Origin of the sequence: Micromonospora halotolerans (assembly GCF_032108445.1) — a bacterium.
GTDB lineage: Bacteria > Actinomycetota > Actinomycetes > Mycobacteriales > Micromonosporaceae > Micromonospora > Micromonospora halotolerans.
Genome location: NZ_CP134876.1, coordinates 1,654,575 through 1,679,073 on the forward strand (window position 1 = coordinate 1,654,575; position 24,499 = coordinate 1,679,073).

Annotated in this window: 19 protein-coding genes; 15 read left to right on the plus strand and 4 right to left on the minus strand. The window is 75.0% G+C overall.

Features of this window, described 5'->3' with window-relative positions:
- Positions 1-530 precede the first annotated feature (530 nt).
- The gene (locus RMN56_RS07610) at positions 531-2,114 is read right to left on the minus strand and encodes an acyl-CoA mutase large subunit family protein (protein ID WP_313723118.1); all 1,584 of its coding nucleotides are present in this window, start codon (positions 2,112-2,114) and stop codon (positions 531-533) included.
- A gap of 203 nt (positions 2,115-2,317) precedes the next feature.
- Between RMN56_RS07610 and RMN56_RS07615 the strand changes: the two genes are divergently transcribed.
- Both RMN56_RS07615 and RMN56_RS07620 read left to right on the plus strand, forming a co-directional pair.
- Positions 2,318-4,354, plus strand: a complete 2,037-nt coding sequence (locus RMN56_RS07615; protein WP_313723119.1) for a serine/threonine-protein kinase — start codon at positions 2,318-2,320, stop codon at positions 4,352-4,354.
- A 49-nt stretch (positions 4,355-4,403) separates the two neighbouring features.
- Positions 4,404-6,068: a phospho-sugar mutase gene (locus tag RMN56_RS07620; RefSeq protein WP_313723120.1), complete on the plus strand. Its 1,665-nt coding sequence runs from the start codon at positions 4,404-4,406 to the stop codon at positions 6,066-6,068.
- A gap of 85 nt (positions 6,069-6,153) precedes the next feature.
- Here RMN56_RS07620 and RMN56_RS07625 read toward each other — a convergent pair whose 3' ends face one another.
- Both RMN56_RS07625 and upp read right to left on the minus strand, forming a co-directional pair.
- Positions 6,154-6,828: a GOLPH3/VPS74 family protein gene (locus tag RMN56_RS07625; RefSeq protein ID WP_313723121.1), complete on the minus strand. Its 675-nt coding sequence runs from the start codon at positions 6,826-6,828 to the stop codon at positions 6,154-6,156.
- A gap of 98 nt (positions 6,829-6,926) precedes the next feature.
- On the minus strand, positions 6,927-7,559 hold the full coding sequence (upp, locus tag RMN56_RS07630; protein WP_313723122.1) for a uracil phosphoribosyltransferase: 633 nt from the start codon (positions 7,557-7,559) through the stop codon (positions 6,927-6,929).
- A gap of 136 nt (positions 7,560-7,695) precedes the next feature.
- Here upp and deoC point away from each other — a divergent pair, with 136 nt between their 5' ends.
- The 10 genes from deoC to RMN56_RS07680 all read left to right on the plus strand — a co-directional run bounded on the left by deoC (position 7,696) and on the right by RMN56_RS07680 (position 19,116).
- Entirely contained in the window at positions 7,696-8,655 is a 960-nt protein-coding gene (deoC, locus tag RMN56_RS07635; protein ID WP_313723123.1) for a deoxyribose-phosphate aldolase, read from the plus strand.
- A gap of 8 nt (positions 8,656-8,663) precedes the next feature.
- Positions 8,664-10,094, plus strand: a complete 1,431-nt coding sequence (locus RMN56_RS07640; RefSeq protein ID WP_313724671.1) for an aldehyde dehydrogenase family protein — start codon at positions 8,664-8,666, stop codon at positions 10,092-10,094.
- Positions 10,087-10,911 carry an aldehyde dehydrogenase family protein gene (locus tag RMN56_RS07645; RefSeq protein WP_313723124.1) on the plus strand — a complete coding sequence of 275 codons (825 nt, stop codon included), beginning with the start codon at positions 10,087-10,089 and terminating at the stop codon, positions 10,909-10,911. The genes RMN56_RS07640 and RMN56_RS07645 overlap by 8 nt, the downstream gene beginning before the upstream one ends.
- 32 nt (positions 10,912-10,943) lie before the next feature.
- Positions 10,944-11,372, plus strand: coding sequence for a BlaI/MecI/CopY family transcriptional regulator (locus tag RMN56_RS07650; protein WP_091260462.1), 429 nt, complete (start codon positions 10,944-10,946; stop codon positions 11,370-11,372).
- 10 nt (positions 11,373-11,382) lie between these two features.
- Positions 11,383-12,288, plus strand: a complete 906-nt coding sequence (locus RMN56_RS07655; RefSeq protein WP_313723125.1) for a M56 family metallopeptidase — start codon at positions 11,383-11,385, stop codon at positions 12,286-12,288.
- 100 nt (positions 12,289-12,388) lie between these two features.
- A complete protein-coding gene (locus tag RMN56_RS07660) occupies positions 12,389-13,636 on the plus strand; it encodes a cytochrome ubiquinol oxidase subunit I (protein WP_313723126.1) in 1,248 nt (415 codons plus the stop codon).
- 11 nt (positions 13,637-13,647) lie between these two features.
- Positions 13,648-14,655: a cytochrome d ubiquinol oxidase subunit II gene (locus tag RMN56_RS07665; protein WP_313723127.1), complete on the plus strand. Its 1,008-nt coding sequence runs from the start codon at positions 13,648-13,650 to the stop codon at positions 14,653-14,655.
- Complete coding sequence (gene cydD, locus RMN56_RS07670; RefSeq protein ID WP_313723128.1) at positions 14,652-16,328, plus strand: thiol reductant ABC exporter subunit CydD; 1,677 nt, start codon at positions 14,652-14,654, stop codon at positions 16,326-16,328. The genes RMN56_RS07665 and cydD overlap by 4 nt, the downstream gene beginning before the upstream one ends.
- Positions 16,325-18,367 (plus strand): thiol reductant ABC exporter subunit CydC, encoded by a 2,043-nt coding sequence (gene cydC, locus RMN56_RS07675; protein WP_313723129.1) that lies wholly within the window; start codon positions 16,325-16,327, stop codon positions 18,365-18,367. Before cydD ends, cydC begins: the two co-directional genes overlap by 4 nt.
- 59 nt (positions 18,368-18,426) lie before the next feature.
- On the plus strand, positions 18,427-19,116 hold the full coding sequence (locus tag RMN56_RS07680; RefSeq protein ID WP_313723130.1) for a permease prefix domain 1-containing protein: 690 nt from the start codon (positions 18,427-18,429) through the stop codon (positions 19,114-19,116).
- Between the two features lie 27 nt (positions 19,117-19,143).
- Here the strand turns inward: RMN56_RS07680 and RMN56_RS07685 are convergent, their stop codons facing one another.
- Positions 19,144-19,485 (minus strand): PadR family transcriptional regulator, encoded by a 342-nt coding sequence (locus RMN56_RS07685; protein ID WP_313723131.1) that lies wholly within the window; start codon positions 19,483-19,485, stop codon positions 19,144-19,146.
- A 147-nt stretch (positions 19,486-19,632) separates the two neighbouring features.
- Between RMN56_RS07685 and RMN56_RS07690 the strand changes: the two genes are divergently transcribed.
- The 3 genes from RMN56_RS07690 to RMN56_RS07700 all read left to right on the plus strand — a co-directional run bounded on the left by RMN56_RS07690 (position 19,633) and on the right by RMN56_RS07700 (position 24,394).
- On the plus strand, positions 19,633-20,622 hold the full coding sequence (locus RMN56_RS07690) for a SatS C-terminal domain-containing protein (protein WP_313723132.1): 990 nt from the start codon (positions 19,633-19,635) through the stop codon (positions 20,620-20,622).
- A gap of 40 nt (positions 20,623-20,662) precedes the next feature.
- On the plus strand, positions 20,663-23,035 hold the full coding sequence (locus tag RMN56_RS07695; RefSeq protein WP_313723133.1) for a transposase: 2,373 nt from the start codon (positions 20,663-20,665) through the stop codon (positions 23,033-23,035).
- 135 nt (positions 23,036-23,170) lie between these two features.
- On the plus strand, positions 23,171-24,394 hold the full coding sequence (locus RMN56_RS07700) for an ABC transporter substrate-binding protein (protein ID WP_313723134.1): 1,224 nt from the start codon (positions 23,171-23,173) through the stop codon (positions 24,392-24,394).
- The last annotated feature ends 105 nt before the right edge of the window (positions 24,395-24,499 follow it).

Genomic DNA, 24,499 nt, shown 5'->3' on the forward strand with positions numbered 1-24,499 from the left:
CAGCGTCACGAATGCCCTGGTGGGAGGGCTCGAATATCTGCGGGACAGCAGGTAGATCGCGGTCGAACGCCGTCATCTGCCCCACACCTCCTACAACGCGTAACCGATTCAACGGTCACCAAAACACTGGCCGTCGTTCCGAATTGTCGCATTAGTCGAGACAATTAACTGCCGCTCGGGCAATTGCGCGACAACGGTCGGCTGTCGGACGACTCCTCACCGTGACATGTCGACCCCGAGTGCGACCGCACAGGCTGTCCGTCCCGTTCACCCGACCGGGTTACCCGCAATCCCGATCCGCACACGCGGGCCGCCTCCGGCCACGCTGCCCGGCGGCTCCGGGAGCGGCGCCCGGGCGGCGACGCCCGGGGAGGATCCGCACCGAGCCGTCACCGCCCCCGCCGCATGCGGGGAGACCACCGACTCTACGCCGCCGCACCGGCGTTCGCCCAGGTCAGGGCGGTCGGGAACACGACGGCGGCCCGCGCCGGACACCGCGTCGGGTGCCGGCCGGGCCGCCGTCGTCGTCGTCAGAACCGGTCGCTCGGCCGGTGGATCCCCCACACGTCGCGCAGCGTCCCGCACACCTCACCGACGGTGGCCCGGGCGCGCAGCGCGTCCTTCATCGGGTAGAGCACGTTCGCGTCGCCCTCGGCCGCGGCCCGCAGCTCGGCCAGCGCCCGCTCGACCGCACCGGAGTCGCGCTGGGCGCGGAGCTTGGCCAGCCGCTCCGCCTGGCCGACCTCGATCGTCGGATCCACCCGCAACGGCTCGTACGGCTCCTCCTCGTCGATCTGGAACCGGTTGAGCCCGACCACCACCCGCTCACCCGAGTCGATCTCCTGGGCGATCCGGTACGCGGACTGCTCGATCTCCCGCTTCTGGAAGCCCGCCTCGATGGCGTCCACCGCCGAACCGTGGTCGAAGACCCGCTGCATCAGCTCGTCGGCGGCCGTCTCCAGCTCCGCGGTCATCGCCTCCACCACGTACGACCCGGCGAACGGGTCGACGGTGGCGGTCAGGTCGGTCTCGTACGCCAGCACCTGCTGGGTGCGCAGCGCCAGCCGGGCCGCCTTCTCGGTGGGCAGCGCGATCGCCTCGTCGAAGCTGTTGGTGTGCAGCGACTGGGTGCCGCCGAGCACCGCACCGAGGCCCTGGACCGCCACCCGGACCAGGTTCACCTCCGGCTGCTGGGCGGTGAGCTGCACGCCGGCGGTCTGGGTGTGGAACCGCAGCATCAGGGACTTCGGGTTCTTCGCCCCGAACTCGTCGCGCATGAGCCGGGCCCAGATGCGCCGGGCCGCCCGGAACTTGGCGACCTCCTCCAGCAGGGTGGTGCGCGCCACGAAGAAGAACGACAGCCGGGGCGCGAAGTCGTCCACGGCCAGCCCGGCGGCGAGCGCCGCCCGGACGTACTCCACGCCGTTGGCCAGGGTGAACGCGATCTCCTGCGCGGGCGACGCGCCGGCCTCGGCCATGTGGTAGCCGGAGATGGAGATGGTGTTCCACTTCGGCACCTCGGCCCGGCAGTAGGCGAAGGTGTCGGCGACCAGCCGCAGCGAGGGCTTCGGCGGGAAGATGTACGTCCCCCGGGCGATGTACTCCTTGAGGATGTCGTTCTGGATGGTGCCGTTGAGCGCCGAGCCCGGCACCCCGGACTCCTCCGCCACGAGCTGGTAGAGCAGGAGCAGCACCGAGCCGGGCGCGTTGATGGTCATCGAGGTGGAGACCTTGTCCAGCGGGATGCCGTCGAAGAGCGTCCGCATGTCCTCGATGGAGTCGATGGCGACGCCGACCTTGCCGACCTCGCCGTGCGCGATCGGGTCGTCGGAGTCGTATCCCATCTGGGTGGGCAGGTCGAAGGCGACGGAGAGGCCCATGGTGCCGGCGCGCAGCAGCTGGTGGTAGCGGGCGTTGCTCTCCGTGGCGGTGCCGAAGCCGGCGTACTGCCGCATGGTCCACGGCCGCGACGTGTACATCGTCGGGTAGACGCCACGGGTGTACGGGAACTCGCCCGGGCCGCCCAGCCGGGAGTCCAGGTCCTCCGGAAGGTCCGCCGCCGTGTAGACGTCCTTGATCGGGAAACCCGACTCGCTTGACCGCGCTTCGCTCATTACCGGATGGTAGGACGCGGTCGCCGTTCGTTGGGTGAGGGATACCGCACACCCGGCGACGCGCGGCGACCGGAGGTGAGTACCTGGCCACATACCGTCGAGTAGGTAAACGTCCGCCGCGTCGGGTTTCGCATCGGGCGTCGGAACCAGCAAGATAGTGGGGTTGTGTCCCAGCCCCCTCGATATCCCCCGGTGGCTTTTCTGTGACTCAGATCCCGACGTGGAGCGGCGGACCCGCCAGTCCCCCCACTGGACGCGCAGCACCCGGCACCACCATCGGTGGCCGCTACTCGCTGCGCTCGCCGGTGGGCAACGGCGGCATGGGCACGGTCTGGCGCGCGACAGACACCCTGCTGCGCCGCGACGTGGCGGTGAAGGAGGTCGTCCTCCCGCCGGGGCTCGCCCCCAGCGACCGCGACGCACTGTACGAGCGGACCCTCCGCGAGGCCCGCGCGGCCGCCGCGATCCAGCACCCCGCCGTGGTCCAGGTCTACGACGTGGTCACCGAGGGCGGCCGCCCGTGGATCGTGATGGAGCTGCTGGACGCCCGCAGCCTGGCCGACATGGTGATCGAGGACGGGCCGGTCGCGCCCCGCGCGGTCGCCAAGATCGGCATCGCCCTGCTCGGCGCGCTGGAGGTCGCGCACGCGATCGGCGTGCTGCACCGCGACGTCAAGCCGGCCAACGTGCTGATCTGCACCGACGGCCGGTGCGTGCTGACCGACTTCGGCGTGGCCCGGATGCCCACCGACGTGCAGCTCACCACGCCCGGCATGGTGCTCGGCTCGCCGCATTTCATCTCGCCCGAGCGGGCCATGGGCCAGGAGTTCGGCCCGCCCAGCGACCTCTTCTCGCTCGGTGTGACGCTCTACACCGCCGTGGAGGGGCGTCCCCCGTTCGACAAGGGCGACCCGATCGAGACCATGCACGCGGTGGTCGAGGACCCGCCGGCCACGCCGCAGCGCAGCGGCCCGCTGACCCGCGTGCTGATGGGCCTGCTGGAGAAGGACCCGGCCCGCCGGCTGGACGTGCACACCGCGCGGGGCATGCTGCGCGAGCTGCTCGCCGGCCCGCTGACCAGCACCGCCACGGCGGTCAACTCGGTCACCGACCCGTACGCCGTGGTGCCGGTGCAGCGGCCGTCGACCCCGCCGGCGATCATCACGCCCGAGCCGAAGCCGGGCGGCCAGATCGGCGGCCGGGCGATGATCGGGCCCGGCGAGTCGCTGACCGACCGGCTCACCGCCCTGCGCCGGGGTGAGCGCCCGGACTCCACGCCGGCCGGCGCCGCCGCGCTCGACGAGACCAGCGCCGACGCGCTGGCCGGCCCGCTGCACACCCCGACCGGGGCGATGTCCGCGTCCGGCGCGGCCCCGGAGGCCACCCAGCGCATCTCACCCGACGCCACCCAGCGGCTCGGCCACACCGCCGGCCCGGACGCCACCCAGCGGGTGTCCGGCCACCCGGACGCCACCCAGCCGGTCTACGGCCGGAGCGCCGACGCCACCCAACCGGTGTACGGCGGCAACCAGTGGTCGGTGCCGGGCACCGGCCAGCCGTGGGCGACGTCCCCGGGCGGCGCGCCGGCCGACGGAGGCGCGCTCGGCCGGGCCAAGGGTGCCGGCGGCCAGCTCCTCGGCCGGGTCCGGAGCTGGCCGCGCAAGGTCCAGCTCGCCGCCGCCGGCGGCGTGGCCGTCCTGCTGCTGGTCGGCGTGATCGCGCTGACCAGCGGCGGCGACGACGCGCCCCCGCCGATCGTGGGCGCGCTGCCCAGCGCGACGGCGGAGGCTCCCCCGGTGGAGATGCAGGCGCAGTCGGTCAAGGGCATCAACGTGCAGGTGCCGAAGGGCTGGGACCGCAAGACCGGCGGCGTCTTCGTCGACTTCGTCGATCCGGGTACCGCGGGCCGCAAGGTGCGCGTCCTCGCCGAGGACTGGAGCGGCACCTCGGTCAGCTGGGCCGAGTTCGCCTCCCGCAACCTGCGCGACAAGAGCAAGTCGTGTGCCAAGCCCTACGAGCAGCTGGAGATGAGCGAGTCGACGCTCGCCGGCAAGCCGGCCGCCGGTTTCGAGTACACCTGCGGCGACGGCGACACGAAGCGACACGGCATGTGGCGCGGCGTGGTGCAGGACGGCAAGGTCTACTCGTTCTACCTGACCGCCAACGAGGCCGACTTCGCCGCGAGCAAGCCGATCTTCGAGGCGATGGCGCGGTCGTTCCAGCTCACCGGAGCCAACTGAGTCGAGGCCGACGGCCGACGGTGATCCGCCGCCATGCTTTCATGAGGCAATGGCGGCGGACACCACTGACCTTGACGACCTTCGCGCCCGGGCCGAGCGCTGGCTCGACGACGACCCCGACCCGGCCGACCGGGACGAGCTGCGCGCCGTCCTCGACGCGCTGCCGGGCAGCGCGCCCGAGCTGGCCGACCGGTTCGCCGGCCCGCTGACCTTCGGCACCGCCGGGCTGCGCGGCCCGCTGCGGGCCGGCCCGAACGGGATGAACCTCGCGGTGGTCACCCAGGCCGCCGCCGGGCTGGTCGGCTGGCTCGCCGCCCAGGGCGGCGAGGGCCCGCTGGTGATCGGGTACGACGCCCGGCGCGGCTCGCGGGCCTTCGCCGAGCGCACCGCCCAGGTGGCCACCGGCGCGGGTCGCCCCGCGCTGCTGCTGCCCCGACCGCTGCCCACCCCGGTGCTGGCCTTCGCAGTGCGGCACCTCGGCGCGGTGGCCGGCGTGATGGTCACGGCCAGCCACAACCCGCCGCAGGACAACGGCTACAAGGTCTACCTGGGCGCGCAGCTCGGCGGGGAGCTGGGCGCCGGCGCGCAGATCGTGCCGCCGGCCGACGCCGGCATCGAGGCGGCCATCCGGGCGGTCGGCCCGCTGGCCGGGGTGCCGCTCGGCCCGGCCGGCCAGGTGCTCGGCGACGACCTGGTCGCCGCGTACGTGGAGCGGGCCGCCGCGGTGGTCGATCCGGCCGGCCCAAGGGACCTCAAGGTGGCGTACACGCCGCTGCACGGGGTGGGCGCCGCCGTGCTGACCGCCGCCTTCGCGCGCGCCGGTTTCGCGACGCCCGGCGTGGTGCCCGAGCAGGCCGAGCCCGATCCGGCCTTCCCGACGGTCAACTTCCCGAACCCCGAGGAGCCGGGCGCGGTGGACAAGCTGGTCGCGCTGGCCGGCAGCACCGGCGCGGACATCGCCATCGCCAACGACCCGGACGCGGACCGGTGCGCGGTGTCCGTGCCGGCGGACGGGTCGTGGCGGATGCTGCGCGGCGACGAGGTGGGCGCGCTGCTCGCCGACCACCTGATGCGGCGCGGCGTGACCGGCCTGTACGCCACCACGATCGTCTCCTCGACCCTGCTCCGGGCCATGGCCGCAGCGCGGGGCCTGCCCTACGACGAGACGCTGACCGGGTTCAAGTGGATCGTCCGGGCCGGGGGCGGCCGGGAGCCGCTGGTCTTCGGCTACGAGGAGGCGCTCGGCTACTGCGTCGCGCCGGAGCACGTCCGGGACAAGGACGGCATCACGGCCGCGCTGACCGTCGCCGAGCTGGCCGCCGGTCTCAAGGCCGCGGGCCGGACGCTGACCGACCGGCTGGACGAGCTGGCCGCCGAGTTCGGCGTGCACCACACCGACCAGCTCTCGGCCCGGGTGGAGGACCTGCGGCTGATCGCCGAGATGATGACCCGCCTCCGGGCGGCCACCCCGGCTTCGCTGCTCGGGCACCCGGTCACCGAGGCGCTCGACCTGCTCCCCGAGGCGGATGTGGTCATCCTGCGCACCGACGCCGCCCGGGTGGTGATCCGCCCCTCCGGCACCGAGCCGAAGCTCAAGGCGTACCTGGAGGTGGTGGAGCCGGTGACGGACGGCGACGTGGCGTCGGCCCGCCACCGCGCCCAGGCCGCGGTGACCGAACTCCGCAGCGAGATCGCCGCGGCCCTCGGCCTCTGACCAGCCGCAAGCAGGGGCCCCTTCTTAACGCTCGGCGTTAAAAGGGGCCCCTGCTCTACCGGAGGCGTTAAGAAGGGGCCCTTCCTTAGCGCTTGCCCAGGGCGGCGTCGATCGCTTGCGCCAGGGCGGCGATGACCAGGCTCACCGAGGGGCGGACGACGCTGTCGTCGAGGCTCACCGTGCCGGAGAAGCCGGCGCCCGTGGCGATCTCCTCCAGGCGCTTGCCGGCCTCCTCGGCGGCCGTGCCGGTCAGGCCCAGCGCCGGCTCCATCCGCAGCACCGCGACCAGGGTGGCGAGCGCGGCGGTCCGCTCGTCGGGGAGCTGCCCGGCAATGAGCGCCTCGGCCAGCCGCTGCCGGATGTCGGCCTCCACCGAGGCGTCCGCGACCGGGTAGCGGTGCACGTGGATGAAGCCCAGCTCGGTCTCGTCGATGTCCCGCACCACGCCCCGGCCGCAGAGGTCACCGAGGATCCGGTCGCGGAGGCCGTGCCGCAGCCGCTGCACCCACGAGGACGGGGTGTGCGGGGTGTCGGCGGCGATCCGGGCGAGGACCTCGTCGGCGATCGGCTCCCCGGTCGGCGCCGGGTCGAGCAGCGCCAGGTTCCCGTCGGCGTACGCGATCCGGCCGGCCAGGGCCAGCTCGACCAGCACCGCGGCGGCCATGCCGAGGTCCAGGCTGATCCGCGGCATGGTGGCCTTGCCGGTTTCGTCGTCATAGGCGAGGAGCAGCAGCTCTTCGGCGAGCGCAACACCAGTCATGGCCCGAGACGGTAGCGGCTGGGCGCACCCCGCGCACGGACTCGCCGGGTCCGGTGTCGGGGCGGCCCGCCGGCGCTGCCGGCGGGCCGGTCCGTGGGTCAGAAGCGGGGCATGCCGCCGAACTGGCGGTCCCCGGCGTCGCCGAGGCCCGGGACGATGAACATCCGGTCGTTGAGGCCCTCGTCGATCGACGCGGTGACCAGGCGCAACGGCAGCCCGGACCGCTCCAGCCGCTCGATGCCGGCCGGCGCGGCCAGCACGCAGAGCACGGTGATGTCGGTGCAGCCGCGGTCGGCGAGCAGCCGGCAGCCGTGCTCCAGCGAGCCGCCGGTGGCCAGCATCGGGTCGAGCACCAGCACCGGCAGGCCGGCGAGGTCCCGGGGCAGCGACTCCATGTACGCGCGCGGCTCGTACGTCTTCTCGTCGCGGGCCAGGCCGACGAAGCCCATCGACGACTCGGGCAGCAGGCCGAGCGCGGCGTCGGCCATGCCGAGACCGGCCCGCAGCACCGGCACGAGCAGCGGCGGGTTCGCCAGCCGGGTGCCCTCGGTGCCGGTGACCGGGGTCTGGATCGAGTACTTCTCGACGGGGAACGAGCGCGCGGCCTCGTACACCAGCATGGTGGTGAGTTCGTGCAGCGCGGCCCGGAACGACGCGGAGTCGGTCCGGGAGTCCCGCATGGCGGTCAGCCGGGCCTGGGCGAGCGGGTGGTCAATGACGTGTACGTCCACGATCGCTCAACCTACCGGTCCCCGCGCGGGCGCATCGCGGGTGCGGGCGGACCAGCGACGCCGCTCACGTGCAGCACCGCTGATCGGCGTGACGTGACCAAGATCACCCGACGCGCGGGTGCGTAGTATTTGGGGCATGACGGCGACAGCGACGTCGGCCCGGTCGGAGCTCTCCGAGCTGGGACGATCCGAGACCGCTCTGCGGACCTTCCTGCACGGCCTGCCCGGCGTGGACCAGGTCGGCGCGGAGCAGCGGGCGGCACAGCTCGGCACCCGCTCCATCAAGACCACCGCCAAGGCCCAGGCCATCGACCTGGCGATCCGGATGGTCGACCTGACCACGCTCGAAGGGGCCGACACCCCCGGCAAGGTGCGGGCGCTCGCCGCGAAGGCGCTGCGCCCCGACCCGGCCGACCCGTCCTGCCCGCACGTCGGCGCGGTCTGTGTCTACCCCGCCATGGTCCCGTACGTGGCCGAGGTGCTGGCCGGCAGCGGCGTGCACCTGGCCAGCGTGGCGACCGCCTTCCCGTCCGGCCAGGCCCCCCTGGAGGTCAAGCTCGCCGACACCCGGGCGGCCGTCGCGGCCGGCGCGGACGAGATCGACATGGTGATCAACCGGGGCGCCTTCCTGTCCGGCCGCTACAAGGAGGTCTACGACGAGATCGTGGCCACCAAGGAGGCCTGCGGGGACGCGCACCTCAAGGTGATCCTGGAGACCGGCGAGCTGGCCACCTACGACAACGTGCGCCGCGCCTCCTGGCTGGCCATGCTGGCCGGCGGCGACTTCATCAAGACCTCCACCGGCAAGGTCCCGGTCGCGGCGACGCTGCCGGTGAGCCTGGTGATGCTGGAGGCGGTCCGCGACTTCCGCGCCGCCACCGGGCGGCAGGTCGGCGTGAAGCCGGCCGGCGGCATCAAGACCACCAAGGACGCGATCAAGTACCTGGTCATGGTCAACGAGACCGTCGGCCCGGACTGGCTGGACCCGGACTGGTTCCGGTTCGGCGCGTCCAGCCTGCTGAACGACCTGCTCATGCAGCGCACCAAGCTGACGACCGGCGTCTACGCCGGCCCCGACTACTTCACCCTGGACTGATGAGCGCGATGTTCGAATACGCACCCGCCCCCGAGTCGCGCTCGGTGGTGGACATCAAGCCCTCGTACGGGCTCTTCGTCGACGGCAAGTTCGTCGACCCGACCGACGGCGGCAGCTTCAAGTCGATCAACCCGGCCTCCGAGGAGGTGCTGGCCGAGATCGCCGAGGCCGGCAGCCAGGACGTGGACCTCGCCGTCCGCGCCGCCCGGGAGGCGTACGAGCGGGTCTGGGGTCCGATGCCGGGCCGGGACCGGGCCAAGTACCTGTTCCGGATCGCGCGGATCATCCAGGAGCGGTCCCGCGAGCTGGCCGTGCTGGAGTCGCTGGACAACGGCAAGCCGATCAAGGAGTCGCGGGACGTCGACGTGCCCCTGGTCGCCGCCCACTTCTTCTACTACGCGGGCTGGGCCGACAAGCTGGAGCACGCCGGCTTCGGCGCGAGCCCCCGGCCTCTCGGCGTGGCTGCGCAGGTCATCCCGTGGAACTTCCCGCTGCTCATGCTGGCCTGGAAGATCGCCCCGGCCCTCGCGGCCGGCAACACGGTGGTGCTCAAGCCGGCCGAGACCACGCCGCTGACCGCGCTGCTCTTCGCCGAGATCTGCCAGCAGGCCGACCTGCCGGCCGGCGTGGTCAACATCGTCACCGGCGCCGGCGAGACCGGCCGGGCCCTGGTGGAGCACCCGGGCGTGGACAAGGTCGCCTTCACCGGCTCCACCGAGGTCGGCAAGGCCATCGCCCGCGCGGTCGCCGGCACCCGCAAGAAGCTCACCCTGGAGCTGGGCGGCAAGGCCGCCAACATCGTCTTCGACGACGCCCCGGTCGACCAGGCCGTCGAGGGCATCGTCAACGGCATCTTCTTCAACCAGGGGCACGTCTGCTGCGCCGGCTCCCGGCTCCTCGTCCAGGAGTCGGTCGCCGACCGGGTGCTGGAATCGCTGAAGCGGCGGATGGCCCAGCTCCGGGTCGGCGACCCGCTGGACAAGAACACCGACATCGGCGCCATCAACTCGGCCGCCCAGCTGGCCCGCATCCGGGAGCTGTCCGAGGCCGGCGCCGCCGAGGGCGCCGAGCGCTGGTCGCCGCCGTGCGAGCTGCCGGAGCGCGGCTTCTGGTTCGCGCCGACCATCTTCACCGGCGTCACCCAGGCGCACCGGATCGCCCGCGAGGAGATCTTCGGCCCGGTGCTGTCCGTGCTGACCTTCCGCACCCCGGCCGAGGCCGTGGAGAAGGCCAACAACACGCCGTACGGGCTGTCGGCCGGGATCTGGACCGACAAGGGGTCCCGGATCCTCTGGATGGCCGACCGGCTGCGGGCCGGCGTGGTCTGGGCCAACACGTTCAACAAGTTCGACCCCACCTCGCCGTTCGGCGGCTACAAGGAGTCGGGCTACGGTCGCGAGGGCGGCCGGCACGGGCTGGAGGCGTACCTCAATGTCTGAGCGGGTCGCGGTACGCAAGACGTACAAGCTCTTCATCGGCGGGAAGTTCCCGCGCAGCGAGTCGGGACGGTCGTATCTCGTGCAGGACTCCAACGTGTCGCTGGCCTCCCGCAAGGACGCGCGGGACGCCGTGGTGGCCGCCCGGGCCGCCGTGAAGGGCTGGGCCGGGGCGACCGCGTACAACCGCGGCCAGATCCTCTACCGGGTCGCCGAGATGCTGGAGGGCCGGCGCGACCAGTTCGTCGCCCTCGGCGCGTCCGCCGACGAGGTCGACGCGGCCATCGACCGCTGGGTCTGGTACGCCGGCTGGTCCGACAAGCTGCCCCAGGTCTACGGCGGCGCGAACCCGGTGGCCGGTCCGTACTTCAACCTCTCGGCGCCCGAGCCGACCGGCGTGGTGGCCGTGGTGGCCCCGGAGTCCCCGGCGCTGCTCGGCCTGGTCAGCGTGATCGCCCCGGCGATCGTGACCGGCAACACCGTGGTGGTGGCCGCCTCCCCGTCGGCGCCGCTGGCGGCCGTGACCCTGGCCGAGGTGCTGGCCACCTCGGACCTGCCGGGCGGGGTGGTGAACATCCTCACCGGCCGGCTGTCGGAGACCGTGCCGACGCTGGCCTCGCACATGGACGTCAACGCCATCGACCTGACCGGGGTCGCCGACGCCGACCTGGCCGCCGAGCTGGAGGTCAAGGCCGCGGAGAACCTCAAGCGGGTGCTCCGGCCGGCCCCGGCCGACAACGACTGGTACGCCGACCCGGGCATCACCCGGATGACCACGCTCCTGGAGACGAAGACCGTCTGGCACCCGAAGGGCGTGTGAACCCCTTCTACTACGCGAGGTAGGATTACGGGGTGACTCGGCTCGGTGATCTGGAACGTGCGGTGATGGACGTGCTGTGGGACTCGGTCCCCGCCACGTCGGACGGCGTGACCGTGCGCGAGGTCGCCGACGCCCTCGACGGGCGGGAGCTGGCCTACACGACGGTGATGACCGTGCTCGACCGGCTCGCCGGCAAGGGCATGGTGCAGCGCGAGCGGGAGGGGCGGGCCTGGCGTTACCGGCCCGCCGCCACCCGCGAGGCGCACATCGCCCAGCTCATGCTCGACGCCCTCGACCTCGGCGGCAGCCGGGACGCCGCGCTGGTGCGCTTCGCCCGCTCGGTGACCGGCACCGAGGCCGAGGTGCTCCGCGCGGCGCTCAGCGCCGAGGCCGGGCTGACCGACCGGGTCGAGGACCCGCGGGCCGGCGGCCCGGCGCTCGACGAGGCGACGGACCGGTAGGGCGGCCGCCGTGGCGTACGCCCTGCACTTCGCCGCGACCATCCTGGCCTGCTGGCTGACCGCGCAGGTCCTGGCCGCCGCGCGGTGGACCTGGCAGGCCCCGCGGGTGGCGATCGTCTGCTGGCAGGCGGTCGGGCTGGCGCTCGGCCTCTCCGCCATGGGGCTGCCCATGGCGCTCGGCCTGAGCGCGTACGAGCTGCCGACCGGGAGCGCGCTGCTGACCCTCGTCGACGACCTGGCCCACGGCACGTTGCCGGCCGGGCTGGGGGCGCTGCACCTCGGCCTGGTCGGGGTCGGTTTCGGCATCGGGGCGGTGCTGCTCACCACGACCGTGCGCAGCATCCACGGCACCGTGCGCGCCCAGCGCCGGCACCGGGAGCTGCTCAGCCTGGTGGCCCGGCGGGACCCGACGGTGCCCGGGGCGCTGGTGCTCGACCACCCGAGCGCCGCGGCGTACTGCCTGCCCGGGGTGAAGCCCCGGGTGGTGGTCAGCGCCGGCACGCTCAGCCTGCTCGACCGCGCCGAGCTGGCGGCGGTGCTCACCCACGAGCGGGCGCACGCCCAGGAGCGGCACGACCTGGTGCTGCTGCCGTTCACCGCGCTCTGCCGGGCGCTGCCCTGGTTCGGCTGGGTGCGGGACGCGCACGAGCGGGTGGCGCTGCTGGTGGAGATGCGCGCCGACGACAAGGCCCGGGAGCTGCACGCCGGAGCGCCCCTGGCGGGGGCGCTGCGCCGGTTCGCCGCCGCCGGGCACCGGATCACCCCGGCCGGCACGCTGGGCCTGGGCGACCGTGACCTCGACGTACGCGTGCAGCGGCTCATGGTCGCCGACCGGCCGCCGCGGGTGCTCGGCGCCACCGCGCTGTCCGTCGCGACCCTGCTGGTCGCCCTGCCGATCTCCCTCTTCCTGAGCTGACCGACGGGAACCCGACGCGGAGCTGCCACCGGAGCCCATAGGTAGGGAGGCTACGTGTAGGCTCGCTATGACAAGCGAGTCAACTAGTGGGAGGACGGCCATGGACCCCCTGCTCCTCGCCCGCCTGCAGTTCGCCACGACCACCTCGATCCACTTCCTCTTCGTGGTGGTCACCCTCGGCCTGGTCACCCTGCTGGTCGGCCTGCAGACCGCCGGCTTCATCACCGGCAAGCCGGTGTACGAGCGGCTGACCCGTTTCTGGGGCCAGCTCTACGTGATCAACTACGTGCTCGGGATCGCCACCGGCATCGTCATGGAGTTCCAGTTCGGGCTGAACTGGAGCGGCCTCTCGCGCTACGTGGGCAACGTGTTCGGCGCGCCGCTGGCCATCGAGACGCTGGTCGCCTTCTTCCTGGAGTCCACGTTCCTCGGCATGTGGATCTTCGGCTGGCACCGGCTGCGGCGCGGCGTCCACCTGGCGCTGCTCTGGGGCGTCGCGCTCACCGCGTACGCCTCGGCGTTCTGGATCATGGTGGCCAACGCGTGGCTCCAGCACCCGGTCGGCTACGAGGTGCGCGACGGCGTCGCCCACCTCACCGACTTCGGCGCGCTGCTCACCAACCCCACCCTCGGCTTCGCCTTCGGTCACGTGGTCTCGGCCGGCCTGGTCACCGGCGGGGTGCTGATGGCCGCGGTCAGCGCTTGGCACCTGCTCCGGCGCACCCCGGACTATCTGCTCTTCCGGAAGTCGCTGCGGCTCGGCCTGATCACCGCGGCGCTCGCGGTGACCACGCTGCAGGGCTTCGGCTTCGCGCAGTTCGGTCCGGTCGGGGAACTCCAGCCGACCAAGTTCGGCGGCGGGGCCGACCGCGACGCGCTGGTCGCCGAGTGGACGGCGCGGTTCGGCCCGGGCGACTACACCCCGCCGGTGCTGTCCAACGTCGGCCTCGGCTTCATGATCCTCATCGGCTTCACGCTGGGCTGCGTCTGGCTCCTGCTGCCGCTGCTCTGGCGCGACTGGATCATCCGGCTGAAGTTCCCGCTCTGGCTGGTGCTGCTCGGCGTGCCGCTGCCGTTCGTCGCGGTGATCCTCGGCTGGATCGCCCGCGAGGTGGGGCGCCAGCCCTGGGTGGCGTACGGGCTGCTGCCGACCGGGCAGGCCGTCTCGCCGGTGAGCGCCGGCCTGATGCTCACCTCGCTCATCGGGTTCACCCTGCTGCTCGGCACCCTCGCCGTCACCAACTGGGTGCTGCTGGCCCGGCACGCCGCCCGGGGCGCGCACGACCCCGCGCTCGGCCGGCCGCCCGCGCCGGACACCGACCACCACCCCCACCCCGTGTTCGCCTGAGGGAGCCCGCCGTGGAACTCGTCTGGTACGCCCTGCTCGGCCTCTTCTTCGCCGCCTACCTCGTGCTCGGCGGCTACGACTACGGCGTCGGGCTGCTGCTGGCCCGGGGCGCCACGCCCGAGGCCCGGCGGGCCGCCCTGAACGCGGTCGGGCCGTTCTTCCTCGGCAACGAGGTCTGGCTGGTGGCCGCGGTCGGCATCCTGTTCGGCGCCTTCCCCACCCTGGAGGGCGAGTTGCTCTCCGGCCTCTATCCGGCCGTGCTCGGCGCGCTCGCCGGAGTGGTGCTCGTGACGGCCGGGGTCCAGCTCCGCAGCCGGCCGCGCGGCCGGGCGGCCCGCACCTTCTGGGACCGGGTGGTGGTGGCCGGCAGCGTGCTCGCCGCGCTCGGCTGGGGCGCGCTGCTCGGCGCGCTGCTCCAGGGCGTGCCGCCGGCCGACCACGGGCACCCCGCCGGGGTCGGCCACCTGTTCACCCCGTTCGTGGCCGCCGCCGCGCTGGCGCTGCTCGCGCTGGTCGCCGTGCACGGTGCGACCTTCCTCACGCTGCGGCTGCCGGCCGCCGACCTGCCGTCGGTCGCCCGGCTGGCCCGGGGCCTGGTGCCGGCCGCGCTCACCGCGGTCGCCGCCGCCACCGTCCTGGGCCTGCTCTCCGACCGGGTACGCGCCGCGGTGGCCCGCCCGGCGGTCGCCATACTCCTGCCGTTGGTGCTGGTGGCGGCGCTGCTGGCGGCCCGCGCCGCGCTGCGCCGGGGCCGGGCCGGGCTGGCCTTCGCGGCGACCAGCGCGGCGCTGGCCCTGCCGGTGCCGCTGGTCGGCGCGGCGCTCTGGCCCCGGGTGCTGGTCGCCACGGTCGGCCCGGAGTCCTCGCTGACCGTGGCGGACGCGGCCGCGAGCGGGCCGACGCTGGCGCTGCTGGACTGGCTGGCGCTGCCGCTCGTGCCGGTCCTACTAGGCTTTCAGGCGATGAGCTGGTGGGTGTTCCGGGGACGGACCGACGGCAGGGCACCGGTGTACTGGTGAACCGCCGCCCGTTCGACCCGCGGCTGCTGCGCCGGGTCCCCGCGGCCCGGCGCGACCTCGCCGTGCTCGCGGTGCTCGGCGGGCTGACCGCGCTGCTGGTGGTCGCGCAGGCCACCGCGCTGGCCACCCTGCTGGCCACCGCGATCGACGGGCGGCTGCACCGGCCCGCGCTGGCCGGTTTCGTGGCGGCGGTCGCGGCCCGGGCGCTGGTGAGCTGGGCGCAGGGCACGGTGGCGGCCCGGGCGGCGGCGACGGTCAAGGCGGCCCTCCGGGCCGACCTGCTGCGCGCGGTCGGCCGGCACGGCCCCACCTGGGTGGCCGGCCGGCGGGCCGGACAGCTCGCCACCCTGGCCGGGCGCGGCCTGGACGCGCTCGACCCGTACTTCACCGGCTACCTGCCGCAGCTCGTCCTGAGCGTCACCGTGCCGCTGGCCGTGCTGGCCCGGATCGTGCTCGCCGACTGGAGCTCGGCGCTGATCATCGCGCTGACCATCCCGCTCATCCCGGTCTTCGGGGCGCTGCTCGGCTGGCAGGCGCAGGCCGCCACCGAGCGGCAGTGGCGGCGGCTGTCGCTGCTCGGCGGGCACTTCCTCGACATGGTGGCCGGGCTGCCCACGCTGCGCGCGTTCGGCCGGGCCCGGGCCCAGGTCGGCGTCGTACGCCGGATGGCCGACGGGCACCGCCAGGCCACCATGAGGACCCTGCGGATCGCCTTCCTGTCGGCGCTGGTCCTCGAACTGGTCGCCACCCTCTCGGTGGCGCTGGTCGCCGTGCCGGTCGGCATCCGCCTGCTCGGCGGCGGGATCACCCTCTCCACCGCGCTGCTGGTGCTGCTGCTCACCCCGGAGGCGTACCTGCCGCTGCGGGCCGCGGGCAGCCGGTTCCACGCCAGCATGGAGGGGCTGACCGCGCTGGACGAGGCGCTCACCCTCTCCGGGACACCGGAGGCGGCCGCACCGGAAGCCGCGCGGCCGGCACCGGACGGCCGGGGCGAGATCCGCTTCGAGGGCGTGACCGTCGCGTACGAGCGCACCACCGCCCTGCGGGACGTCACGCTCACCATCCGCCCCGGCGAGCGGATCGCCGTCATCGGACCCAGCGGGGCGGGCAAGACCACACTGCTCAACCTGCTGCTCGGCTTCGTCGCCCCGACCGCCGGCCGGGTCACCGTCGACGGCGTGGACCTCGCCGGGGTCGACCTCGACGCCTGGCGGCGCGAGCTGGCCTGGGTTCCGCAGCGGGCCCACCTCTTCGCCGGCTCGCTGGCCGACAACATCCGCCTGGGCGCCCCCGACACCCCGGACGCGAGGCTGGCCGGCGCCGTCACCGACGCCGCGCTGGACGAGGTGGTCGCCGCCCTGCCCGACGGGCTCGGCACCACGCTGGGCGAGCGCGGGCACGGCCTGTCCAGCGGGCAGCGGCAGCGGGTCGCGCTGGCCCGGGCGTTCCTCCGGGACGCCCCGCTCGTGCTCCTCGACGAACCGACCGCCCGGCTGGACAGCGCCAGCGAGGCCGTCGTGCTCGCGGCCACCCGGCGGCTGGTCGCCGGGCGAACCGCGCTGCTGGTCGCGCACCGGCCCGCGCTGCTGGAGGACGCCGACCGGATCCTGCGCGTCGAGGACGGCCGGGTCACCGAGCTGAGCCGCGTACCGGCCGGGAAGGTGACGCCATGACCGACGGACCGGCCGTCCCGGAGCGTCCCGACGGCATCGGGCGGGGCAATCCGCTCCCCGGTGCGGCCGCAGACGGCGCGGGCCGGGGCGACCCGGTGTCCGGTGCAGCCGCGGGCGGCGTGGTGCCGGGGCGGCCCGACCAGCCGGTGCGGGCTGTGCCGGGCGGGGTCGCCCGGGACGGGATCACCCCCGCCGGCCGCGATCCGGGCGCGCCGGCCGCCGCCGAGGTGAACCCGGCGGAACTGCTGCCGGGCGGCCCGGCCCCAACCGTCGCCGCCGCGACGCCCGGCACCGGGGGCGGCGCGAGCGCCGAGCGGGCGGTGCTGCGGCTGGCCCGGCCCTACCTGGGCCGCCTGCTGGGCGCCGGGCTGCTCGCCGCGGCCACCGAGTTCGCCGGGCTGGCCCTGATGGCCACCGCCACCTGGCTGCTCATGAGCGCCGCCGGCCGGCCGCCGCTGGACCGGCTGACCGTGGCGATCGTCGCCGTGCGCGCCCTCGCGGTCAGCCGGGGCGTGCTCCGCTACACCGAGCGGCTGGCCGGGCACGACGCGGTGCTGCGCATGATCACCGACGTCCGGGCCCGGGTCTTCGCCACCCTGGTGGCCCGGCGCGACGCCACCGCCCAGCGCACCGGCGACGCGTTGAGCCGGCTGGTCTCCGACGTGGAGGCGGTGCAGGACCTGCTGCTGCGGGTGCTGGTACCGGGTGCGGCGGCCGCGCTGGTGAGCGTGCTGGCCGTCGGGAGCGCCGCGCTGATCTCGCTGCCGGCCGCGGGCGTGCTCGCCGTCGGGCTGCTGGTGGCCGGGGTGGCGCTGCCCGTGCTGGCCGCCGGGCTGACCCGGCGCGCCGCCGACGAGGTGGCCCCGCTGCGCGGCGCGCTCGCGGTGGACGCGGTCGACCTGACCCACGGCGCCGCCGACCTGGCCGCCTTCGGCGCGACCGGCACGGCGCTGGCCGCCGCCGAGACCCGGGCCGGCCGCCTGGCCCGGCTGGAACGCCGGCTCGCCGCGACCGGCTTCGCGGTGGACGCGGCCGGGGTGCTGGTCGGCGGGCTCACCGCCGCCGCCGTGGTGGTCGTGGCGCTGCGCGCGGGCGTCGGCGGGGTGCTGGTCGGTGTCCTGGCGGTGGGCACGCTGGCCGCCGTCGAGGTGTCCCTCGCGCTGGTCGGGGCGGCCCGGCAGCGCACCCAGCTCCGCGCCGGCCTGGCCCGGCTGGCCGACCTGCTCACCGGGGCCGGGGAGCCGGCGCCGACCGCACCCGCCGGCCCGGCGACCGGCGGGCACGACGTCCGGTTCGCCGGCGTGACCGTCCGCTACCGGGAGGGGGCCGCGCCCGCCCTGGCCGGGGTCGACCTGGACCTGCCCGCCGGCCGCCGGGTGGCCGTGGTGGGGCCGAGCGGCGCCGGCAAGAGCACCCTGGCCGCCGCGCTCACCGGCGCGGTACGCCCCGACGCCGGCCGGGTCACCGTGGACGGCGTGGACGTGTCCGACCTGGCGGACGAGGAACTCCCCCGCGTGGTCGGCGGCCTGCTCGCCGAGGCGTACGTCTTCCACGCCACGGTCCGGGAGAACCTGCTGCTCGGGCGCCCCCGCGCCGACGAGGCGGAGCTGACCGCCGCCACCCGGGCCGCCGGACTGCTGGACTGGGTACGCGCCCAGCCGGAGGGCTGGGAGACCGTGGTCGGCGAGCAGGGCGGGCAGCTCTCCGGTGGGCAGCGGCAACGGCTCGCGCTGGCCCGGGCGCTGCTGGCCACCCCGCCGGTGCTGGTGCTCGACGAGCCGACCGAGGGGCTCGACCCGGCCGCCGCGGACGCGGTGCTCGCCTCGACGCTGGCCGCCACCCCGGCCGGGCACTCCGTGCTGCTGATCAGCCACCGGCTCAGCGGCCTCGCCGGCCTGGACGAGATCGTGGTGCTCGACGCGGGCCGGGTGGTGCAGCGCGGCCGGCACGAGGAGCTGGTGGCCCGGCCGGGCTGGTACCGGGAGCAGTGGCTGCTCCAGGAGGCGGCCGAGCGCGGCTACCTGGCCCTGGCCCCCTGAGCCCGCTTTCCGGGGTTTTCCCCGACGCGGCCGGCCCGGCGCGGTGGCAGGGTGGTGCCATGCGGGGGTACGAGGACATCCGCGTCGACGAGCGGCTGCGCGAGCTGGCCGGGCAGCTGCACGGGCCGGCCCGGCTCAAGGCGGACCTGTTGACCGAGGCGCGGCACGCGCTGGAGGACGCCGTCGAGGCGTACCGGGAGAGGGGCCTGCCGGTCGCGGAGGCCGAGCGGCGGGCGGTGGCCGAGTTCGGCGCTCCGGCTCAGCTGGCTCCCGGCTACCAGGCCGAGCTGGCCGCCGGCGCGCTGCGCGGGCTGGCGCTGCGGGCGCTGGTGGTGGCCACGGTGCTCATGGCCGGCGGCGACCTGACGTGGCGGGGGGCGAGCTGGAGCGACGGCCCGCGCCCGCCGGAGGGCTACCTGTTCCTCTCCGCCTCGGTCAACGACATCTGGGCGGTGGTCGCCGGGCTGGCGCTGACCGGGCTGCTGCTCGACCTGCTCGCCGCCCGGTACGCCACACCCCGGCTGCCCCGGCTGGCCCGCGCGGTGGGCTTCGGGCTGACCGGCGGGCTGGCGGTCGGCGCGGGGGCCGGAGTGGCGCTGTTCGGCTGGTCGGTCCACCTCTGGGACGCGGCGCTCACCTGGCCCCCGATGATCATCGGAGCGGTGCTCGTCAGCGCCGCCTGGTTCGCGCTGGCCCGGGCCGCCCGCTACTGGCTGCTGAGCGCCCGCGGGCCACGGGTCGCCGGCTGACCTCCCGGCACGCCGGCTGGCCCTGGCTCAGGCCGGGGTGGCGGGCGGTTCGTCGGTGCCGAGGAAGCGGCCGACCGTGGCGCTGAACTCGCGCCATCCGGCGCGCTCCCCGGCGAGCGCCCGGCGGCCGGCGTCGGTGAGCTCGTAGGTGCGCCGCTCCCGGCCGTTGACGGTGCTCCAGGCGCTGGCCACGTAGCCGGCCCGCTCCAGGCGGCGCAGCGCCGGGTAGATGGTGCCGGTGGGCAGGTCCAGGGTGCCGCCGCTGCGGGCCCGGAGCGCCTCGATGATCGCGTAGCCGTGCAGGGCGCCCTGCTCCAGCACCGCGAGCAGCAGCGCATCCAGGTGTCCGTGCAGCGCCTGGGCCTTCATGCGTAGTAAGCCTACTTGTCTGCGGGTCGGGACGCCACCGGGGTGCGGCTCCCGGCGACGGCGGGACGCCCACTAGGGTATGTGCGCAGAGTCACTCGGCGGCCGACCGCCGCCGGGTGGGCAACCCGAAAGCACACGGAGGTCAGCGTGGCCCGCCAGTCGCCCCAACGGCCCGACGCCGACGAGCCCGAGCTCGACGACACCACCGCGTCGACCGCAGCAGACGAGGTCGAGGTCGACCGCCCGGCGGCGGACCGCGCGCTCTGGGACGAGCTGCGGATCGACCCGGTGGAGATCGCCCTGCCCGCCGGCACCGGCTTCACGCTGCGGGCGTACCGGCCGGCGCGCGAGCTGACCCCGACCGACGTCGCCGAGCGCGACGAGGACGACCCCTTCCTGGCCCGTCGCCAGGTCGTCGTGTCCGAGGACGACGAGGAGGTGGTGATCCTCGACGAGGAGTTCGCCGCCCTCGCCGCCGAGGAGGACGAGGAAGCCGACGACGAGAAGCGGCCCGGGCGCCGCCGGCGCGGCAAGGCCGAGGCGGCCGAGGACCAGGCCGACGAGGACGCCGCCGAAGACGAGGCCGAGGACGAGGCCGAGGACGAGGCCGACGAGGACGAGTCGGACGAGGACGAGGACGCCGCGGGCGACGAGGAGGTGCCCGTCTTCCTCACCCACCGCGGCAAGCTGCTGCTGTTCAAGACCCCGGAGTCGCTGGTCAGTTTCATCCGTTCCGGGGCGCCCAACGACCTGTCCCAACTGGACAGCTGGAATGAACTGTCCGAACGGGTGGAACCCGCCGACATCGCCCCGCTGGACGAGGACACCTACGAGCTCGACCTGGTAGTGGAGAATCTCCGCGGCGGCCACGACGCGTGGGACCCGACGCTGCTGATCGAGGCCGGCGAGGTCGCCCGTGACCTGGCGTACGCCCTGCGGCTACCGGCGGTGCTCGACATGCTCTCCGCGGGCTCCAGCCTGGACGACCTGGACGAGGCGCTGCGCGCTTCTGTCAACGGCGGAATCGGTGGATTCCTCGGCCGGCGCCGGCTGAAGAAAATCGGGGCACAAACCGCAAGTTTGGGTTGGCGCACCATTGTCGGCAAGATCTCTGCTGTTGTGGACTGGCGCGACTGACCCGGAGCGGGGAGCATCAGTCTCTGGCAGAGCAAGACCTGTGTCCCGGGAGGAGGACGACGCCGTGGCGCTCGTGCGCGTGTACTGCGGTCTGGCCTCGGCGGATTCCGCCGACCGGTCGGCTTCGGTCGAATCGACGCTGACGTCCGCTGTGGTCGACGACGCAGGCCGTCTGCTGCATGTCTGCGAGATCGGTGACGACCCGGCTGGCTACGCCCAGCTGGTCGCGCTGCTCGTGGAGCGGTCGGGTGGGCCGAGTGGTGCGGCCATCGCGGCCGACAGCGACGACCACACGGTCACCTCGCTGCTCAGCGCGGCGGGTCGGCCACTGGCGATCGCGGACGACGACTCGGTCGACGACTTCGCCGAGCGCTTCGCCGACGACGACTCGCTGGAGGAAATGCAGTCCCCGCCGGCCGAGCGCCGTGCGGTCGGGCTGGCCCGCGCACTCCAGGCCGGCGCGCTCTCCGCGGTGACCCTCCCGGCGCCGCGCGACCTCGCCAACTACAAGCAGGTTCTCGCCGCGCACGCGGCACTCGCCAGCGGCCGGCACTCCGCCGCGGTGGCGCTGCGGGAGGTGCTCCGCGAGCTCTACCCGGCCGCGTTGCGCGCGTACCCCGACCCGGCCGAGCCGGTCTCGCTGGCCATCCTCGACGCGCTGCCCGAGCCGGGCATGCTCGCCGGCACGGTGGCCCGGGGCCGTGAGGTCACGGTGGCGGCGGACGCCGTCGCCGCCCACCTGGCCGCCGAGGGTGTCGCGGACGCGGACACCATCAACGACGCGGTGACCGCGCTGCGGGTCGCCATCTCCGAGACGCCCCGGCGGGCCTCCGTCAACCGGGCGCTCACCGCCGCCGTCGCCGAGACCGTGCGGCAGGCGGTCGCCTCCGTCCGGGCCTGCGACGCCGGCTGCGACGCGCTGGTCGGCGCCCTCAGCGCCCGGGTCACCACGCCCGCTCCGGCGCCGGGCCGCCGGGCCGCCGCCCGCCGCGGCGAGCAGGTCGAGGAGCTGGTTCCGTCGGCCGCCGCCGGGCTGCGCCCGGTGCGCCCGGCCGAGCCCGAGCCGGTCGCCGAGCAGGCCGCGCGCCGCGGCCGTCCCGAGCCGGTCTCCGGGCTGGTGGGTCGGCGCAGCCGTCCCGAGCCGGCCGGTCCGGCCGCCCCGCCCTCGCCGCGCCCGCTCGGCCCGCCGCCGGTGGCCCCGCCGCCGGTCGCGCCGCCGCCCGTCGCCCCGGCGCCGGTCGCCCCGGCCGCCTCCCTGGGCCGGCCGGCCTCCGCGCCCGCCCGCCCCGAACCGACCGCCCCGCTGCCGTCGCGTGTGGACGGGCCGACCAACCGGCCGATCTCCGCCCCGCCCCCGCCGCCGCCCGGGATCACCCCCATCGCCCCGGCGCAGCGCGGCGCAGTGCCGCCGGCCGAGGCCGGGGAGCCGTTCCGCCCGACGCTGACCACCGCGGCGATCAACAAGGCGCGGGCCGAGCGGCAGCGCACGGTCATCCCGCCGCGGCCCAAGACCAACCAGGAGCCGCCGACCGGCGGTTTCAGCGCCACCGACCTGACCATCCCGGTGCCGACGCCCCGCCCGGACCAGGAGACCGCTCCCCCGGGATCCCGGGCCAACTGGCCGCTGGTCAACACCGGCGAGGACCAGGACGACCGGGCCAAGGAGGCGCCGGCCTACCCCTACGGGCGGGGTGTGGACGCGCCGAGCGACCCGGGACGGGTCACCCCGCCGTGGCTCGCCGACGACCTCCCGCAGGAACCGCCGATGCTGCGGCTCGTGGAGCCGCCGCCGCTGGCCGACCGCGCGCTGCGTGACCAGCTGAACCCGCCGACCGACCCCGGCTTGGACACTCCGCCGCTGCGGCTGGTCGACCGGCCGGAGGCCGACCGGCCGGGCCGCCCGGTGCCCCGCGCCGAGGCGCCCGCCCCGCTGGAGCGGCGTCCCGCGCCGAAGGAGCACCGGCCGCCGCCCGTCTCCGACGAGGGCGACGGTGACCTGCTGATCTTCGCGCAGGCGAAGTCGGCCTGGTTCGTCGGTCACGGCGACGAGGCCGACCTGGACTGGGCGACCACCGCGGACACCGGCTGGCAGGCGGCCGAGCAGGCGGCCCGCCCGTCGGTGGGCGCCGAGACCAAGGCCGGCCTGCCCAAGCGGGTCCCGCAGGCCAACCTGGTGCCGGGCTCCCCGCTGCGCGAGGAGCGTCCACTCCGGATCGTCCGCAACGCGGCCAGCCTCGCCGAGAACACCACCGGCTACTTCCGGGGGTGGCGGCGCGGCCAGGAGATCGGCGGCTTCGCCGTGGGCGGTCGCCCCGGCCGGGAGGCGGCCGGCGGCTGGGACTTCAGCCGGGACACCGGCGACCGCGACGACGACCGGGAGTACGAGTACCGGTCCGCGGGCTACCGGTCCTGATCGGAGTCCCGTCCCGCCCCACCCGCGTGTTCCTGCCCACACCCGGATAATTTGACGCCGGACGCGGCCGGCCGGGAGCATACCCGGCGGACCAGCCGGCGGCGGGTGTTCGCCGGGGGTGGGAAGGCGACTCCAATGGCGACACCGGCATTCGACTCCTCCGTGCTCACCCGTCGGGGCGTTCTCGCCGCGGCAGCCGGCAGCCTGCTGCTCGCCGGCTGCGGGCAGCAGGGCGAGCGGCCGGAGGAGGAGCCCTCGGCCAGCAGCGCCCCCAGCAGCCAGGACCTGGTCGTCGGGGCCAGCCTGGAGCTGACCGGCCGGGGCGCCGCGCTCGGCGTGCCCCAGCAGCGGGCCCTCGAGATCGGCGCCGACGCGCTGAACAGGTCCGGCATCCCGGTGGGCAGCCTGCGGCGGTCCATCCGCCTGGAGATCCGGGACAACCGCAGCAGCCCCCGGGAGGCGGCCCGGCAGGCGGCCGAGCTGACCCGTGCGGGCGTACAGGCCCTGGTCGGCGGCACCCTGGCGGAGACCTCGGTGGCCCTCGCGGAGGCGGCCCAGAAGGTCAAGACCCCCTTCCTGTCGCTGGGCCTCGGTGACGGCGTCGTGCTGCCGCTCGCCGAGCGGACCTTCAGCTTCCAGCTCACCCCGGACGCCGTCGACGTGGCCCGCCGGCTGGCCGACCTGGTCGAGACGCAGCGCCTCCGGCGGGTGGCCCTGCTGGCCGCCGACGGGCTGCACGGCGACTCCGGCGTGCGGGCGGTACGCGCCGCGCTGCGGGGCAGCGACGCCGACCTGGTCCGCACGGTCCGGCTGCCCGACACCGGGCGGAGCTTCGCCGGCGCCGCCGAGCGGATCGCCGCCGCCGACCCGGACGGGGTGATCGTCTGGGGTGCCGCACCGGACTCCGGCGTGGCCGCCCGGGAGCTGCGCCGGGCCGACTACCGCGGCCCGCTCTTCTTCGACGCCGGCGCGGTCGCCGAGGCCACCCTCAGCGCCCACAACGCCGCGGCGGTCGAGGGGGCGTACGCCGTGCACCCGGGCTGCCTGTCCACCTCCACGCTGACCGCCACCACGAGGGCCGAGCTGGAGCGCCGGGACTTCAACTACCGCTACACCCAGCGGTACGGCACCTCCAACACCTTCGCCCCGTACGCCTCGGACGCGCTCCAGCTCCTCGCCGCGTCGGCGCGGATGGCCACGAGCCTCGACCGTGGACGGATCCGGGCGTTCCTGCAGAGCCAGGTGGCCGAGGGCATCGCCGGCGGGTATGCCTTCACGCCCACCCGGCACGGCGGCATGGAGTCCGACTCGCTCGCCGTCTACGTGGTCACGCAGGGCGCCTGGCGCCTGTACGCCTGACCGTCCGAGGCCGGTGACCGTCCCGCCGGGACGGTCACCGGCCGGCTGCGCAGTGTGCCGGACGGCGGACAGCGAGAAGCGCCCGGTGGCCGATGGCCGCCGGGC